Origin of the sequence: Clostridium sp., assembly GCF_032576335.1 — a bacterium.
Taxonomy (GTDB): Bacteria; Bacillota; Clostridia; order Oscillospirales; family Acutalibacteraceae; genus Faecalispora.
The window spans coordinates 60,320-76,961 of sequence record NZ_JAWFXC010000003.1 but is presented as its reverse complement, the minus strand read 5'-3'; the positions used below and the strand labels follow the sequence as shown (position 1 = coordinate 76,961).

Here is a 16,642-nt window from a genome sequence, read left to right as displayed (position 1 = left end):
AAAGATCTATTTCTATTTACATATCTATTCGCAGAAAGGGTGCCTTACATGCTCGGTACTATTGTTAACACGGTCGCAATCATAGTTGGAGGGGCCCTTGGTCTGCTGTTTCAAAAACGCCTTAATTCAAACTTGGAGGAAAGTCTTTATAAGGTATTGGGTGTTTCTATCTTTATTATAGGGCTCAATGGCGTGATACACTCAATGTTCACCGTGCAAAATAACCGTATTACGAGTGGCGGCGAACTCCTTCTTGTCATTAGTTTGGTTGTTGGAACTGTGGTTGGTGAACTGCTGCATATTGAAAACCGACTAGAAAGATTAAGCCAGAAAGTAGAGCAAAAAATGCAGCTTTCCGGTTTTTCCAGCGGATTTGTTGCCGCTTCCATCCTTTATTGTGTTGGTGCAATGGCGATTGTTGGTGCCATTAATGATGGTTTGCGTGGCGACAGTAGCACCTTGCTGGTAAAGAGCATTTTAGATGGAGTCAGCGCGGTTGTCATGGCATCCACCTTAGGGATAGACGTAATCTTCAGTGCAATTCCGGTTCTGTTATATCAAGGCTCACTTTCCCTCTTGTCTGCTTGGATAGGCCCCGCTATGACCGATGAGCTATTAAATCAAATTTGTATGGTTGGCTATGCGATTGTAATGTGCATCGGCATTAATTTCTGGGGAATAACAAAAATAAAAACGGCTAATCTTCTTCCTTCCATCTTAATACCTGTTATTTATTATGCCGTAACTCATTTTTCTCTATAAAATTTTGTATCCATGCTTTTTAAATAAAATTTCACCGTTCAACTGGTTTGCTTCATTTCTACACAGGCTGGGTCAACCACGCTTTCGTACTTATTTTAAAAAAACCGACGCTACACGCGCCGGTTTCTTACTTTCATTATGCTCCAGACGGTACCGTTGATTCTACCTGCAATTGGGCTGTTACCGTTTGGTTTTTTCCTTTCCGCTTCGCTTCATAAAGCGCGGCATCCGCACGATTAAAAAGCGTACTGCTCTCTTCCCCAGGGTTGTACTGTGCTATGCCACCACTAAAGGTAACATGAATCATCCCAACGCAAGAGAGGCGACTATCTGAAAAATGGCGTCGAAGCTGCTCAATTCGTTCAAAGGCTTGTTCACTATCCATCCCTTTAAATATAATACCGAATTCCTCACCGCCATAACGTGCTACAAACTCTGTTTTTGGGGAAAAGACCATCCCCATCAAATCTGATAGACCTTCCAATACCTTATTACCAGCGGAATGGCCGTAGGTATCATTAATGGCTTTAAAATTATCAATATCTAAAATAGCCATTGAGAATACTTCGTTTTGGTATTTTGCAAGCTCTACACTTTCATTTAGCTTATTGAAAAAGGTATGCTGATTATATAAATTGGTAAGTGGATCCATTTTCACTTTACGATTTAATACCATTTGCGCCTGATAGCTGGAGATAAGGTCTGCTTTTCTCTCTTCAATATAAGTGATAATAATGTTTGACAGTATACAGGCAATCAAAACCATAAAAAAGACCACTACAATATTCCGAATAATAAATGAATTACCTTTCAATAAAGAATAGGTATGACCAGCACATATACCCATAACAGCAATACTAATCGCACAAATTAGATACATCTTTTTTCTGTCAACAAATATTGCAGATAATACAATTGGCATGACAAAAATAGACAATGCGCTAATTAACGTATAATGAACCCAAACGGTTACGGTACATAATAGTATTGTTGTCGCAATCAAGCAATCATTTTTATATGTATCTGACAGTGTACTCTTTGTTTGAAAGAGAAAGTTGAATAAAAGAGAGCTATAATTTATAAGAGATGGATAAAAAATGCGGGTGCGAACATACGCACCGCTCTCAATAGAAGTTAATTCTCCCGAATTCATTAAATAAATATAATACGAAACTTCTAATAAAGTGACAGCGATGGCCATAAATAAAAGAATACAGTTGATTTGTTTTCTCCATTTTGCGAGGTTCAAGTCCGGCATTTTAATCCGCAACGTCAATCACTTCTCAGTCAATTTTTCAAACATTATAACATATGAACTGCAATAAGAATAGGTCTTTGTGTCATTTTTTGTATTTACTTTAACATTTTCTGTCTAACATTTTTTTCTAAATTAGACATTTTATGGTGTATAATTCTTTTATCCATATTTTTATTGCTTTGAAATAAACTCTAGTTACCGCTAATTTGACAAAAATTGTCGTATATTATGTTCGTTTTAATAAAAGACTAAAGGTTATATTATAAATGTTGCTTCTTTTGACTAAAAATGGGATGGATTCTGCTAAATGAAATTGCGAGCAGTAGAATCATTCAAAATTGCTTCGCAAATAGGACATTTATCTATTTTGGATCTGTTATGGATTATTTAACCATCCCTTGCGGCAAACAGATCATTGTGTTATACTATTTCTGTTTTGAGGAAGGGAGGAAACGGTTATTTTATTAACGGTTGACATCGGCAATTCACACATTACCCTTGGTGGTTTTGAGCAGGAAACTCTTGTTTTTGTAGCGAATTTATTAACCTCTCCTTACCGAACAGAAGACCAATATGCTGTTGAACTGCTGCAAATTATGAATTTGCATCATGCAGAACCAAAAGAAATCAATGGCATAATTATTTCCTCTGTAGTACCGGAGGTGTCTGCGCCTATTCAACGAGCCTTTCAGCATATTTGTGAGTTTCCACCCTTGGTATTAGGGCCGGGCGTAAAAACAGGTCTGAATATTTTGATTGAAAACCCCGCGCAGCTTGGTTCCGACATGGTAGCCAATGCAGTAGCAGCTGTTTCAAAGCATCCTCTGCCCTGTGTCATTTTTGATATGGGCACTGCAATTACAGTTAGTTTTCTGGATAAGAAAGGGAACTTTTTAGGCGGTATGATTTGTGCGGGTGTGAACATTATGCTACATGCACTCACAACCCAAACTGCACTTCTTCCTCATATCAGCTTAGAAAATCCAGATCATTTTATTGGCAAAAACACAGTGCAGTCCATGCAATCTGGCATGCTATTTGGCACAGCTGCAATGCTAGATGGCCTCGCCTCCCGATTTGCGACGGAGCTGCATGAACCACCAACCTTAATTGCAACCGGCGGCATGGCACAACTGGTTACTCAAAACTGTGTTCACCCTTTTATTGTGGACAAGCACCTTATGTTGGAAGGGCTTCGCCTTATTTACGAAAAGAACCGTAAAACCACCAAACCACCTCGGTCAAAACAGGGGTAAAACCTGTTTCTGATAAATCTTACAGTTGCGCTGCATCCACTAAATCGGAGCAGCAGCAAGGAGGAAACCATGAAAGCGAACAAACGAATCTTATTTCTGGCACAATTTTCAATGCTCCTCGCAATCCAGATGATTGTATGCTTTACCCCTCTGGGTTCCATCCCCATCGGTCCTATGGTAGCCACATTAGCAGGTGTACCGGTTATTATTACCGCCATCATGCTTGGCACAAAGGCTGGTGCGCTGATGGGCTTTTTCACCGGCCTGTTCAGTTTTTTAGTAATGACATTTACGCCGCCGTCCCCTGTTGCGTTCGTGTTTACACCTTTTTATAGCATTGGTGAAGCAAAAGGCAACCTATGGAGCCTTGTTATTTGCTTTGTTCCCCGTATCTTAATTGGTGTAGTTGCCGGTATTGTGTTCCAATCTTTGAGCAAAGCACTCAAAGGTAAGAAAAGCGCCAAGGTAATTCCTTATGCGATTAGTGGAATATTCGGCAGCATGACAGCTACTATTTTAGTGTTAGGCGGAATCTATGTCTTCTTTGGACAAGCGTATGCCGCTACTCTTGGAATGAGTTACGAGCTTTTATTGGGAGCGCTCGGCATTACCATTGCCACCAACGGTCTTTTAGAAGCCGCGATTTGTGCCATAGCAGCTACGGCAATCTGCTATCCTCTGCGCAGATACAGCACTGCTGCATTGGCTGCTGAAGCAACATAACTTTAAATAATAATAGCCCCGTTCGGTTAAACCGAACGGGGCTTCTTGTATTTAGGACTGATGGAAAGTTAAACAGCTGGTTTCTCCCTTTTCTTCCGCACCGCTTCCACTGATACAAACATTACTGGCAGCACAACTGCCGCCCGCATTATAGGTACAATTGTCGGCGGAACAGTCAATCGACAAGGTTTCATTCGGAATTGAGCTGCACACTGCGTTCGAAAATGATCCCGTTTGTTGGGAAACATAGGAAGAACAACAGGTTTGTTCACTTTGAAAAGCCATTGCTCCCTTTACTTGAATATTTGGTAGACAGCAAAAGTTTGCAGAATAATTTGCACAAGAATTCACGTGACATTCCAATCTTGCCATAGCAAAACACCTCATTTAAATTGATGCTGCTAGTATTTACTGGAATATAGAGGTTATTCGCTGTGGCAAAGCAGAAATATGGGATTGTACTGTTATGAAACAGAGTCTGCTCCGGTTAAAAATCGATTTTCAAGCACACTGAATATTCCGCTGTCTGTCAGGCGAATTTCAGGAATTACACATAGAGATAAGAACGAAAGATTTTGAAATGGGTCAATATTCTCGGCAACACCCATGTTCCGGCAAAGCTGAACCATTTCTTCCTGCACCTGAGCCACATTTACCTCAGCCTGCTCTGTAAACAAACCTGCTACCGTAAGTGGCAGCGTTTGCAGCACTTTGCCGCCAGAGCAAACGGAATAGCCGCCTTGGCATTCACGAAGAGCAGCAACCGCGCAAATGATATCTTCATCATTGTCGCCAATTACAATTAGATTATGAGAATCATGAGCAATGGTGGATGCTATCGCTCCGTTTTTAAGGCCAAAGCCTTTCACTACACCTAACCCTAGCTGACCGGAACCACTATGACGCTGTATTACTACGGCTTTAAGCAAATCGTTTTGCGGCACAAATAAATCACCATTTACTCCGGGTAAATCAAGATACTCAAGACGAGTTAAAATCTCACCCGGTACGAGTGTTATCACGGGATAATGACTTTGAACCGGAATTGCAAGCTGTTCTTTTGTGATTGAAGGAACATGAACGCTGTGTGTAAGCTCCTGCTCTGCCATTGGCAACGGCATTCCCGTAATTTTTTCAGAAGCCGGTACGCCGTCTTTGTAGACCTCGGCAATTTGGAATTCCTCTAAATTCTCCAGCACAATCAAGTCGGCTCGGTACCCCGCGCCAATTGCACCTAAATCATCCAATCCATAAAGGCGAGCCGGCTGGATGGTTGCACAGCATATTGCGGTAATTGGGTCGAGCCCTAAACCAATGGATTTACGGATGTTGTTATCGATATGCCCCTGTCGCTCCACATCATCTAAATGAAGGTCATCGGTGCAAAAGAGAAAGCGATAAAACGGAAGACCATCCTTTAATGCGCCTGACACAATTGCTTCCAGATTCCGTGCGGCGGAGCCCTCTCGTACCTGAACAAAAAAGCCTGCCTGCACCCGTTCCAATGCTTCTTCATACGTAGCGCATTCATGGTCGGTTTGAACACCAGCCAAGCGGTAAGCCTGAAGCCGCTTGCCGGAAACCAGAGGGGCATGACCGTCAATCACACCGTGCCGCATCAGCTTTATTTTCTCGAGTAAGTCTTCTTTTCCTTTTAGAACACCGGGGCAGTCCATGACTTCCCCCAGCCCAAGCACACGAGGGTGCCGGCTAAGGCGTTCCATTTGAGCAGCATCGTAAACAGCACCGTTATGTTCCAAGCTGTTAATGGGAACACAGGAGGGCAGCATAAAGTAAATATTAATCGGTGCATCTTCACTGGCACGGAGCATATACTCCATGCCGCGCTCACCCGCTACATTCACAATTTCGTGTGGGTCTGCAAATACGGTGGTAGTTCCGTGCGGCAATACCTGCCGCGAAAACAATGCAGGCGAGGTCATGGAAGACTCAATATGTACATGTGAATCGATTAAACCGGGGCAAACATAACGCCCAGTAAGATTGATCTCTCGTTTTCCTTGGTACTCCCCTACTCCTACGATGATACCATCCTGAATTGCAATATCGGCGGTTCGAATGCGCCTTGAAAACACATCCACCACATTCGCATTTTTGAGTACCAACTCTGGCAATTCATTTCCCAAAGCATAAGAAATCCACTCATTCTTCCATTCCATTACAGCCTGCCTCCTCTAAGTTCTGCTTGCTCTGCCCCATTGGACTCTCTCATTTAAAATATTCCTCCCCCTGCATAAGCAAGGGAAGGAATGAAAAGTTTATATCAATGTAACTGCTTTAGCCCATGATAGCATAGACAAACAACTTTGACAAGCTGATTTTGTGCACAGCGGTAAATACCATCATTCACTCATAAGCTCGCAAATTTGATTGGAGAATGTTACCGGGTCTTCAATCCCAATACCCTCAATGAGTAATGCCTGTGTATACAGAAGCTGAGCATACTGTGTCAGCTTTTCTTGATTACTGCCAAATAGCTTTTGCAGCACGGCAAATACCGGGTGCGTTGCGTTTATCTCTAGAACACGCTGCGCCTGTACCTTTTCTGCATTCGGCATCGCATTGAGCACCTTTTCCATTTCGAGAGAAATAGCTCCTTCGCTGGAGAGGCAAACAGGGTGAGATTTCAGCCGTTGTGAAACAACAACCGATTTCACCTTGCCATCGAGTGCTTTTTGCAGGAATTCGAGCAGGTCTTTGTATTCTTCTTTCTTTTGCTCGGCTTCCTTCTTTTCTTCTTCCGTCTCAAGGCCTAGATCATCAGACGAAACATTTTTAAACTCATGTCCATCATATCCATTTAAAATGCGAAGCGCGAATTCATCAACTTGATCTGTTAAATAAAGCATTTCAAGGCCTTTTTCACGCAGTAATTCCGTTTGCGGGAGCTGTTCAATGCGAGCAACGCTTTCGCCGCTGATGAAATAGATATCCTTTTGGTCTTCCTTCATCCGGCTGACATACTCTTTTAGTGTCACCGGTTTTTTCTCGCTTGACGAGTAGAAGAGCAATAAATCTTGCAACAGCTCTTTATGTTGACCATAGTCGGAATAAACGCCGTACTTTAACTGCAAACCAAAGCTTGCAAAGAATGTTTCATATTCTTCACGGCGATTATTGAGCATCGATTCCAGTTCAGATTTAATCTTTTTTTCAAAACGAGACTCAATCAGCTTAAGCTGACGGTCATGCTGGAGCATTTCACGGGAAATGTTTAGTGATAAATCCTGTGAATCGACAAGGCCACGAACAAAGCTGAAATAATCTGGCAGTAAGTCGGCGCATTTTTCCATAATCATAACGCCATTGGAATACAATTGAAGACCCTTTTCAAACTCCTTGGTGTAGTAATCATAAGGAGCCTTAGCGGGAATATACAAAAGTGCATTATAGGTTGCGCTTCCTTCAGCACTGGTATGAATGATATGAAGCGGTGCTTCGTAATCAAAGAACTTATCACGGTAGAACTGCTCATATTCCTCTTTGGTAATCTCGTTTTTGTTCTTACGCCAAAGGGGAACCATACTATTTAGTGTTTCGTCCTCAAGGTAGGTTTCCGTCTCATTTTCAGAGCCTTCCTTTGGGCGGTGCTTTTCTACCTGCATTTGAATAGGATAACGGATATAATCGGAGTATTTCTTTACAATGGCGCGAATGCGGTAAGTCTCCAAATACTCATCAAAGTTTTCTTCCTCAGAAGAAGGCTTAATACTCAAAACAATTTTTGTGCCATGCGCTTCTTTTTCGCAAGGCTCTACCGTGTAACCTTCTACGCCTTTTGACTGCCAGCGCCAAGCCTCTTCACTGCCATAAGCACGGCTGTATACAGTTACGCAGTCGCTAACCATAAACGCCGAATAAAAGCCTACCCCAAACTGGCCAATAATCTCTACGTCATCCTTTTGCTCCATTGTTTGCTTAAAGTTAAGAGAACCACTTTTTGCAATGACGCCCAGGTTATTTTCCAGCTCCTCCTTTGTCATACCGCAGCCATTGTCCTCAATGGTAAGGGTACGCGCAGCCTTATCTGGTGTAATACGAATGCTAAAATCATCCCTGTTAAGCCCTGTATCACCATCCTGCAAGGTTCTGTAATACAGCTTGTCCATTGCATCACTGGAGTTTGACAAAAGCTCACGCAAGAAGATTTCGTGGTGGGTATAAATGGAATGAATCATCAATTCCAGCAATCGTTTCGATTCTGCTTTAAATTGCTTCATATCGATTATCCTTTCGTACGAAAATAAGTATTGTTGGCCGAGTGAACACAATAACCAAAAGTCAGTTATTTCCCTCAAGAAAGAGAGAAATAACTGCTATCATTCTGTTCATTCAACTTAAATTAGCACTCTAACATGGAAAGTGCTAAAAATATAGTAATACATATTTTGATAAAATGCAAGACTAAAATGGAATTTTTATCTATCTCGAATCGGTGGAGAATCATTATGATCTACGGTGATAATTGCGTTACATTGTGGTTCCTGTGTGTTTATTTTTTCCGCTAAAAATTCGATAAGCTTTTCATCGCTCCATGAAAAGCGATAAGGTACAACAATATCAAAAATCACACGGGACTCCTCGGGCTTCCACACGGCCTGAAAGTCGTGCATTGTTATTTCATCTGAAATAGTTCGCAAAGTTTCTTCCACATATATTTTTAGTCGGTTTGCTCTCTCATCTCCCGTTACTACGGGGTCTAGATGAATCACCAAATGGATATTGCCATTGGCGAGAAAATCCCTCTCAATGTTATCGATTATCTCATGGCTTTCCACAATGTTGTGCTCGGCATCCATTTCGCAATGGACTGAGGCAAAGCAGCGATCCGGCCCGTAGTTATGAATATTCAAATCGTGCAAACCGATGATGCCCGGATAAGCCAAAATCCTGTGGTAAATCTCCTCCACCATTTCTTTACTGGGCGCAAGACCAAGAAGAGGATTCGCTGTTTCAATCACCAAGCGGAACCCAGCAATTAAAATAAACACAGCCACACCAAGCCCCAACCAGCCATCCAACTGCCAGCCGGTATAGTAAGCAATAAACAAACCAATTAAAACTGCACTGGTAGAAAGTGCGTCATTTCGGCTGTCTTGCGAGCTTGCCAGTAACGCAGTAGATTGAATGGTTGCGCTGATTTTGCGGTAAAACAGGCATTGCCACAGCTTGAGTAGTACAGATGCAATCAAAGCAATGAGCATTGCAACACCAAACTCGGTAGGCTGAGGGTCTATAATTTTTCCAATAGACGTTTGCGCAAGCTGGAAGCCAACCATAACAACCAAAAAAGAAACCACCATACCCGCTATATATTCAATTCTGGCATGACCATAGGGGTGCTCTGCATCCGCCGGTTTGGCAGAAAGGTGAAACCCAAACAGGGTTACCAGCGAAGAAGCCGAATCTGTTAAGTTATTGAACGCATCCGCCATAATAGCAATGCTATGGAAAAATAGGCCTGTAAGAAGCTTAATGAGGAACAGAATTAAATTGGTTGCCACACCAACCCAACCAGCTAGCTTACCATATCGTTCCCGCACATGAGGTTGATTCTCGTTTTCTGATTGACGAACAAACAAACGGATTAGCAATTGTGTCATCCAAATGCTCCTTTCCGATTCCCTTATTCTGAAAACAGGCTATTCCCTTGGGAATCAATCGCCACAACGAGCGGCAAATCGCAAAGCTCGAGGCGCTTTACTGATTCACAGCCTAAGTCTTCAAATGCGATAACCTCCAAAGACTGAACACACTGTGCGGCAAGTGCCCCGGCTCCGCCTATTGCACATAAATACACTGCCCCATTACGGCGGATTGCATTCACAACCTCTTGCGAACGGTTGCCTTTGCCAACCATAGCAGCAAGGCCTTTGTCGAGCAGGCGAGGTGCAAAGGGATCCATTCTTCCTGAGGTGGTTGGCCCACAAGAACCAATCGCCATCCCCTCTGGAGTGGGTGTGGGGCCGGCATAATAGATTACTGCTCCTTCTAATTCAAAAGGCAGTGCTTCCCCTCTATCCATTAGTGCAAAAATGCGCTTATGAGCAGCATCTCTAGCGGTATAAACAGTGCCGGAAAGTAAAATCTGCTCCCCTGCTTTTAATGTTTTCGCTTGTTCTTTTAGTTCACTCGTATTAAGCTTTCTCTTCTCCAAAACAAACTCTCTCCTTTGATTTCCTAACTTAAGCTTTTATTATAACGTATTTTGATTGTTCGGTATAATAAAGACTGTTTTTATCTGGAATATAGCAGCTTCGTTACCAGCAACTTTGTTGCTTTTTGTGGTTTGCTTCTCATCTGAAATACGATATAATAATCTTATGCGGCTTAAACTCCTGCTACAACATTGAACACAATTAAGTCGTAGCGCAAAAGCACCTGTGTATAAACAGGCAACTTACTTCAGATTAAATTCCCGTATGGCACGGGAAAACAGAAAGGACTGCAAGCATGGCAACACCAGAAAAGCTGATCGTTTTTGATTTAGACGGCACTCTGCACCGTACCGAAGTTTTTGCCGTAAAGATTCACCAATTGGTACAGGAAGAATTCGGATACCCCGTACAAGCGTCAGAATTTATTCAGAGTACATTTGGAATGCCCTCCCAAGAATACCTGCCAGCCCTTCTGCCCGGCTCAAATGAAGAAATTCAAAGAAACTACGTGCAAAGAGTTATAGAGCTGGAAGACGACTACTTATATTTGGCTGAAGCATATTCCGGCAGTGCAGAAATGCTTGAGCGGCTTCGTGCAGAAGGTTGGGTTACGGCAGTATGTTCCAACTCTTCCACAAGATATATCAGCTCTGTTCTCAAAGCCATAAGGCTAGATGAGCTCATTGATGAAATACAGCCTTTGGAAGCTGATTTGCATTCCAAAGACGAAAGCCTTGCCCGCCTACTTGCCAGATTAGAGCCGAAAAAAGCACTGATGGTTGGCGATACAGTTTTTGATTTGGAGGCTGCACGTAAAAACAACCTTCCGTTCATTGGCTGCCTATATGGCTTTCGCCCAGCAGAAATGGCAACAGCAGACCGTAAAGTAGAAAACGCAAGCGAAATTTTTGCCGCAGCGCAGGAGCTTTTATTTTCTTGATGCACAATAAAACACAACACAGGCTATAAATGAGACTATACAAATGGGAGCCGTTTCCGGCTCCCTCATTTTTTTGCTTGTGCGGCGACTAAAGCATATTCTTTTTCCGTAGAAAATATGCCGCGGCCAGCATGCATACGGTTGCCATTCCAACTGGGAACCAAAAATCTGGTATTGGCAAACCACTTACGTTCATACCGTACATACTGGAAATAACGGTAGGAATGGAAATAATCAGAGTAATCGAAGCCAGAACCTTCATCACGATATTCAGGTTATTCGAGATAATAGATGCAAACGCATCCATTGTTCCAGACAAAATGTTCAGATGAATGTTCGACATTTCAATCGCCTGCTTAACCTCAATGAGTACATCTTCCAACAAATCCTGGTCTTCCTCATATAAACGTACGGCACGGCCACGCATAATTTTTTCAATTGTAATCTCATTCGCCTTTAGCGAGGAAGAAAAGTAAACCAGTGACTTCTGAATGCTCAGCAAATGGAACAGCTCTGAGTTCTTCATCGATTTACGAAGCTCCGCTTCTACCTGCATGCTGATTTTATCAATTTGCTTTAGATACTGCAAATACCGTGTGGCAACCCGCAGCATAATGTTTAGAATAAAGCGCGTTTTCAGGTTCGTTTGTACTCCCTTGACTACACCCTCGGTAAATTCGTTGAGAAGAGGGTTTTCGCGTGTCATCACGGTGATTACACTTTTCTCCGTGAGAATAATACCAAGTGGCATGGTGGTATACACTAGGCCATCTTCATTCTTTTCTACACACGGAATATCAATAATGATTAAGGTATTTCCGTCCTCTGAATCAATATGAGAAGATTCCTCTTCATCCGTTGCAGCACGAAAGAAATCCGGCTCAATTGAAAAATCTTGAATCAACCCGTTAATTTCTTCCTCTTTTGGAGCTATACAATGAATCCAGCAACCCGGCTCATACTCGGGAATCAGCTGAATCTTGCCATCGATGGTTTTATAATAGGTTAGCATTGGCACTCAACTCCTTACTGCGCGCAAATGCTCCCCTGCATAAAAAAGCAAAGGCCGCACCGCACACCATTTTTTCGTATGGGATAATCGCCCAAAGGGTCCGCTTTCACGATGCCGCCTCCTTATAATTGAAATTTTTATTTGACCCACAAGTAATTATAGCACAAAAAACCGAGATTGCAAGAGAAATCGGGGCTTTTCGGAGCGTCTTGCTTCAAATTCCGTCAATTCGGCGATTTTAGAGCTTTTTTGCCCGAATTTGATTAAATTTAAGTAAATTGAGCTGAATCATAAATTTGTAGTAAAACTATACCCGTGTCGTTCAAAATTTAGGGATTCATAAAAATGGTGCGCTCGCTCTCGCTTTACATTGCTAGAAAGCGTTACTTTATAGCAACCTGCCGCTTTCCCCTCTTCCAGTGCAAAGCGAATCATCTGCTCACCTACGCCTTGCCCGCGGCATTCCTCCAGCACAACTACATCTTCTATAACACCAGCGAAATCTCCGCTAAGCCCTTGCAGAATTGCCAAAGAGAAGGTGCCCACAATGCGTACACCGTCCAAGGCAACAAACACCTTGTAATAAGGGTAGCGAGCCATGTCCTCCAGAATGCGTTCCGATTCTTCCAGCGCAACAGATTCCTCGGTATGAAAATCAGGCTGATGATAGAGTTCCCGAATTACGGGCAAATCTTCACGGTTTGCTTGCCGAACTAAAACTTTTATCATACTATTCCTCCTAATATTCCTTTCCGTAATCTTTTTAAAGCAACGCACACTTGCTTTACACCTTTACATCCATAAAAACAGGACAGAGAAACACCCTGTCCTGTCCATTTTCAAATGATGTAATTGGCTTATTCCAAGCAAACGGTATTGAAAACCAAGTGATATCTATGACAATTAGCGATTAAAAATTGACATTATATCGGTAAACGTATCGTCTTCATCGAGTCCGGTCGCTTTGTCTCCCTGGCTCTGCTGTGGTTTTACCACACCGCTGGAAGAAACTGGAGTGCTGTTTCTAACCGTTGGGTTTACCTGCTGAGGGGAACCGTCATGTGTAGCAAAACCCGTTGCAATAACCGTAACACTCATTTCATCCTCCATGGATTCATCGAATGCGGTACCCCATATGATATTGGCCTCTTCATGAGCCTGCTCCTGAATCATGCTGGCAGCTGTTTCAATTTCGTCCAGCCCAATGTCAGGAGATGATGTAATGTTGATGATAACACCCTTAGCACCACTGATGGAGGTTTCCAGTAACGGGCTGGAAATAGCCATGCTTGCTGCAAGCTGTGCTTTCTCTTTGCCAGAAGCACGCCCAACACCCATATGCGCGTAACCTGCGTCCTTCATAACCGCACAGATGTCGGCAAAATCCAGATTAACAAGGCCGGGTAATTTAATAAGGTCTGAAATACTCTGCACACCCTGGCGAAGAACATCATCCGCAATGGTAAACGCATTGAGCAAGGTGATACGCTGCTCACTTACAAGCTTCAAGCGCTCATTTGGAATTACAACAAGAGAATCTACATGCTCACGCAATGCGGAAATACCGCTTTCTGCTTGCTCCATGCGGCGGCGTCCCTCAAAGGTAAAGGGCTTTGTTACAATACCGATTGTGAGAATGCCCATATCGCGTGCAATCTCTGCAACAATAGGTGCTGCTCCCGTACCGGTTCCACCACCCATACCAGCGGTTATAAATACCATATCGCTTCCGCGCAGAACGGCAGCAATTGCCTCGCGGCTTTCTTCTCCGGCCTTCTGCCCTATTTCAGGCTTGGAACCGGCGCCTTTTCCGTGGGTGATTTTATCGCCAATCTGAATCTTCTGCATCGCTTTGGAACGGAACAGCGCCTGCTTATCCGTATTGACCGTGATAAATTCAACCCCCTGAACTCCCGAGACCACCATGCGATCTACTGCGTTGTTTCCGCCGCCGCCAACACCAATTACTTTTATCTGCACGATGTTGTCCTCATTATCGATTTCAAAAGGCATCTGCTGCATCCTCCTGTCGTTTTATATAAAAAAATTGTAATCATTTGAAAAGCAAAAAGCTAAAAGAAATAAAGTGATAATCGCTTTCACAGTTGGATTCGTTTGTCTGATTGCTATCTTATTTAATTTAACACTTTTCTGGCAAAATTTCAATAACTTGTCCATGTATTCACAGAAAATTAAGGGGTTTTTCCCTCAAATGGGATAAATTACTAAAAACTAGGTGGCAGATGAAACTGCAGACGACACAACAGCAGACGAGGACGGAGTAGCCGAAGCCGATTTTGCAGGAGAACTTGATACAACTCCGTTAGGGTCAAAATAAGCACGCTCATCCTCTTTGGCACTGCTTAAATTTAAAACTCCCTTTTCATCTTTACCAATATTATCCTCACCCTCTGGGTTTTTGCCATATAATATTGTTTTCCCGAAGCGAATTTTATAATCCAAATCTGCGGAAGAACCAAGATTCATTGTAATTCGCCCATCATATACTAAGAGGATTCGGTAAGGGTCACTAATATCTATCTTTGTAACAGAGGTAAATGCATTGTTCTTAATCGATTCCGTAAGCTGTTCATAGAGTGACCGGGAGGCATCATCCTTATATACTGCTGGTTTACCAGGCACAGCAGAAGACAGGGCTAGTCCCACAATTAACGTGCATTTTTCTGGCAGCTTTTTTGTTTGCTCCAGCACCTTGCCAGATGAGGTAAGGAGTGTGTAGCTTCCACCGGCTTCCACTGCTCCTGCCACCTGAGCCGATTCAACCTGAATCGAAATTTCAGCCGGAAGCTTGCGAGAAACCTTTACGGTTCCTATGTATGGCAGCTTTTGCGCTATTTCTTCTTGCGCATGCTTTATTTTTGCTAAAAAGAGATTTTCACCCTTTTGAATTCCACATGCAGCAATGATTTGTTCCTGCGAATAGCGGGAGGTTCCCGTAACCTGTATGGAATGAATCTGAAACAGCACGGTAAGTGAAAGAGTGACTGCCGACCCGAGTACAACCAGGAACATAAGGGCATAAAAAATCCGCAGTCTTCTTTTTCTTTTTTTATGCCGTACCCGTGGGGCGCGACTGCTCTCTGCATGGCGCGCCCGTTCCGTTTCGGGCCGGGTACCCGGTTTAGTACGTCTATTTTGATCCATTGTTTTAAAACCTCCGGAAACCGGGGGATTTGAGTAACCCCGCTTTATTCAATCCTTTGAATGGAGGCACCTACCGCGGCAAGGCTTAGCTCCATTTGTTCGTATCCTCTATCAATGTGACGAAGACCTTCCACCTGTGTAATCCCTTCCGCTGCAAGGCCTGCAATAACCAGCGCAGCACCACCCCGTAAATCCGGAGACTCAACAGAAGCACCCGAAAGCCTTGGCACGCCTTGAACTACGGCAACACGCCCCTCCACTTTTATGTTGGCGCCCAAACGCAATAATTCACCAACATGCTTAAAACGGCTCTCAAATATATTTTCAACAAATACACTTGTTCCGTTCGCCAGTGCCGTCATTGCCATCACTGGCGCCTGCGCATCGGTAGGGAAGCCCGGGTAAGGCATGGTGCGAACACTTTTTACGGGTAACAGTCGCTGGGGAGCCGTAATTTTGAGCTCATCCTCACAGAACATGAGGTTACAGCCACTTTCTTCAAACACCGGTATCATCGGCTCTAGGTGCCGAGAGTCAATCCTGCGTATTAAAAGTGAGCTTCCCGTAGCAGCTGCCGCTGCCATATAAGTTGCTGCCGCTATACGGTCTGGAATCACACTGTGCTCACAGCCATAAAGCTTTGGTACACCCTCAATTACAATTGTGCTTTCTCCTGCTCCACGGATTTTACCCCCGCAGGCATTGAGAAAATTTGCTAAATCACATATCTCCGGTTCACGTGCTGCGTTGGTAATCACGGTAGTGCCTTTGGCGCATACCGCGGCAATCATTACGTTTTCCGTAGCACCTACACTGGGGAAGGAGAAACCGATTTTCGCTCCTTTCAGCCCATCTGGAGCGCTGCAATCCAGGCACCCATGGTCTTCCTCAATTTCCACTCCCATACGGCGAAGCGCAGCTAAATGCAAATCGATTGGTCGTGGCCCCAGCTCACAGCCGCCGGGGAAGGAAAGCTTGGCGCGCCCGGTTCGGGCTACAATAGCTCCTAAGAAAACGATGGAGGACCGCATCTCTCTCATCAGATAGTCCGGAATATCACTGTGAATGATGCCTGAAGAATCAATGGTTACGTCACCACGGTTGCGGTTGACCCGACAGCCTAAATAACGGAGAATCTTCGCACAGGTTTCCACATCTGACAAAACAGGGCAGTTATGTAACACTGTCTCTGTGTTACAGAGCATAGACGCCGCCAATATGGGCAGAGTGCTGTTTTTTGCTCCATGGACAAGGATTTCCCCCTGTAACGTTTTGTGTCCTTCTATCAAAAATTTTGCCACTTCAAACACCCTTTCTTGCCTATTGTGCTTTGCTATATTATGCAAA

The 16,642-nt window shown here is 43.6% G+C and carries 15 protein-coding genes; 4 read left to right on the top strand and 11 right to left on the bottom strand.

The features are described 5' to 3' along the window. The first annotated feature begins 48 nt into the window (after nucleotides 1–48). Nucleotides 49–762: a DUF554 domain-containing protein gene (locus tag E7L17_RS04290; protein WP_316322025.1), complete on the top strand. Its 714-nt coding sequence runs from the start codon at nucleotides 49–51 to the stop codon at nucleotides 760–762. 136 nt (nucleotides 763–898) lie between these two features. Here E7L17_RS04290 and E7L17_RS04285 read toward each other — a convergent pair whose 3' ends face one another. Further along, nucleotides 899–2,020 carry a GGDEF domain-containing protein gene (locus E7L17_RS04285; protein ID WP_316322024.1) on the bottom strand — a complete coding sequence of 374 codons (1,122 nt, stop codon included), beginning with the start codon at nucleotides 2,018–2,020 and terminating at the stop codon, nucleotides 899–901. 458 nt (nucleotides 2,021–2,478) lie between these two features. On the opposite strand from E7L17_RS04285, the gene E7L17_RS04280 reads away from it, so the two are divergent. Both E7L17_RS04280 and E7L17_RS04275 read left to right on the top strand, forming a co-directional pair. Beyond that, nucleotides 2,479–3,276 (top strand): type III pantothenate kinase, encoded by a 798-nt coding sequence (locus tag E7L17_RS04280; protein WP_316322184.1) that lies wholly within the window; start codon nucleotides 2,479–2,481, stop codon nucleotides 3,274–3,276. 69 nt (nucleotides 3,277–3,345) lie between these two features. Next, nucleotides 3,346–3,999 (top strand): ECF transporter S component, encoded by a 654-nt coding sequence (locus E7L17_RS04275; RefSeq protein ID WP_316322023.1) that lies wholly within the window; start codon nucleotides 3,346–3,348, stop codon nucleotides 3,997–3,999. Nucleotides 4,000–4,050: 51 nt separating this feature from the next. Here E7L17_RS04275 and E7L17_RS04270 read toward each other — a convergent pair whose 3' ends face one another. The 5 genes from E7L17_RS04270 to E7L17_RS04250 form a co-directional block, all read right to left on the bottom strand. After that, nucleotides 4,051–4,371 (bottom strand): DUF1540 domain-containing protein, encoded by a 321-nt coding sequence (locus tag E7L17_RS04270; protein WP_316322022.1) that lies wholly within the window; start codon nucleotides 4,369–4,371, stop codon nucleotides 4,051–4,053. Between the two features lie 92 nt (nucleotides 4,372–4,463). After that, complete coding sequence (ade, locus tag E7L17_RS04265; RefSeq protein ID WP_316322021.1) at nucleotides 4,464–6,179, bottom strand: adenine deaminase; 1,716 nt, start codon at nucleotides 6,177–6,179, stop codon at nucleotides 4,464–4,466. Between the two features lie 183 nt (nucleotides 6,180–6,362). Continuing rightward, complete coding sequence (gene htpG / locus E7L17_RS04260) at nucleotides 6,363–8,246, bottom strand: molecular chaperone HtpG (RefSeq protein ID WP_316322183.1); 1,884 nt, start codon at nucleotides 8,244–8,246, stop codon at nucleotides 6,363–6,365. 192 nt (nucleotides 8,247–8,438) lie between these two features. After that, the gene (locus E7L17_RS04255) at nucleotides 8,439–9,623 is read right to left on the bottom strand and encodes a cation diffusion facilitator family transporter (protein WP_316322020.1); all 1,185 of its coding nucleotides are present in this window, start codon (nucleotides 9,621–9,623) and stop codon (nucleotides 8,439–8,441) included. Between the two features lie 23 nt (nucleotides 9,624–9,646). Further along, nucleotides 9,647–10,177: a Fe-S-containing hydro-lyase gene (locus tag E7L17_RS04250; protein ID WP_316322019.1), complete on the bottom strand. Its 531-nt coding sequence runs from the start codon at nucleotides 10,175–10,177 to the stop codon at nucleotides 9,647–9,649. Between the two features lie 296 nt (nucleotides 10,178–10,473). On the opposite strand from E7L17_RS04250, the gene E7L17_RS04245 reads away from it, so the two are divergent. Then, nucleotides 10,474–11,118, top strand: coding sequence for an HAD family hydrolase (locus E7L17_RS04245; RefSeq protein WP_316322018.1), 645 nt, complete (start codon nucleotides 10,474–10,476; stop codon nucleotides 11,116–11,118). 88 nt (nucleotides 11,119–11,206) lie between these two features. On the opposite strand, the gene E7L17_RS04240 is transcribed toward E7L17_RS04245, so the two are convergent. The 5 genes from E7L17_RS04240 to murA all read right to left on the bottom strand — a co-directional run bounded on the left by E7L17_RS04240 (nucleotide 11,207) and on the right by murA (nucleotide 16,605). Next, nucleotides 11,207–12,130 carry a magnesium transporter CorA family protein gene (locus E7L17_RS04240; RefSeq protein WP_316322017.1) on the bottom strand — a complete coding sequence of 308 codons (924 nt, stop codon included), beginning with the start codon at nucleotides 12,128–12,130 and terminating at the stop codon, nucleotides 11,207–11,209. Between the two features lie 288 nt (nucleotides 12,131–12,418). Next, on the bottom strand, nucleotides 12,419–12,859 hold the full coding sequence (locus E7L17_RS04235; RefSeq protein WP_316322016.1) for a GNAT family N-acetyltransferase: 441 nt from the start codon (nucleotides 12,857–12,859) through the stop codon (nucleotides 12,419–12,421). A 174-nt stretch (nucleotides 12,860–13,033) separates the two neighbouring features. After that, the gene (gene ftsZ / locus E7L17_RS04230) at nucleotides 13,034–14,143 is read right to left on the bottom strand and encodes a cell division protein FtsZ (protein WP_316322015.1); all 1,110 of its coding nucleotides are present in this window, start codon (nucleotides 14,141–14,143) and stop codon (nucleotides 13,034–13,036) included. A gap of 219 nt (nucleotides 14,144–14,362) precedes the next feature. Then, nucleotides 14,363–15,295 carry a cell division protein FtsQ/DivIB gene (locus tag E7L17_RS04225; RefSeq protein WP_316322014.1) on the bottom strand — a complete coding sequence of 311 codons (933 nt, stop codon included), beginning with the start codon at nucleotides 15,293–15,295 and terminating at the stop codon, nucleotides 14,363–14,365. A 44-nt stretch (nucleotides 15,296–15,339) separates the two neighbouring features. Next, complete coding sequence (murA, locus tag E7L17_RS04220) at nucleotides 15,340–16,605, bottom strand: UDP-N-acetylglucosamine 1-carboxyvinyltransferase (protein ID WP_316322013.1); 1,266 nt, start codon at nucleotides 16,603–16,605, stop codon at nucleotides 15,340–15,342. Nucleotides 16,606–16,642: the final 37 nt, after the last annotated feature.

Coding starts and splice junctions, on each gene's coding strand:
- E7L17_RS04290 (WP_316322025.1), top strand. CDS start 49: ATGCTCGGTACTATTGTTAACACGGTCGCAATCATAGTTGGAGGGGCC.
- E7L17_RS04285 (WP_316322024.1), bottom strand. CDS start 2,020: ATGCCGGACTTGAACCTCGCAAAATGGAGAAAACAAATCAACTGTATT.
- E7L17_RS04275 (WP_316322023.1), top strand. CDS start 3,346: ATGAAAGCGAACAAACGAATCTTATTTCTGGCACAATTTTCAATGCTC.
- E7L17_RS04270 (WP_316322022.1), bottom strand. CDS start 4,371: ATGGCAAGATTGGAATGTCACGTGAATTCTTGTGCAAATTATTCTGCA.
- ade (WP_316322021.1), bottom strand. CDS start 6,179: ATGGAATGGAAGAATGAGTGGATTTCTTATGCTTTGGGAAATGAATTG.
- E7L17_RS04255 (WP_316322020.1), bottom strand. CDS start 9,623: ATGACACAATTGCTAATCCGTTTGTTTGTTCGTCAATCAGAAAACGAG.
- E7L17_RS04245 (WP_316322018.1), top strand. CDS start 10,474: ATGGCAACACCAGAAAAGCTGATCGTTTTTGATTTAGACGGCACTCTG.
- E7L17_RS04240 (WP_316322017.1), bottom strand. CDS start 12,130: ATGCTAACCTATTATAAAACCATCGATGGCAAGATTCAGCTGATTCCC.
- E7L17_RS04235 (WP_316322016.1), bottom strand. CDS start 12,859: ATGATAAAAGTTTTAGTTCGGCAAGCAAACCGTGAAGATTTGCCCGTA.
- ftsZ (WP_316322015.1), bottom strand. CDS start 14,143: ATGCCTTTTGAAATCGATAATGAGGACAACATCGTGCAGATAAAAGTA.
- E7L17_RS04225 (WP_316322014.1), bottom strand. CDS start 15,295: ATGGATCAAAATAGACGTACTAAACCGGGTACCCGGCCCGAAACGGAA.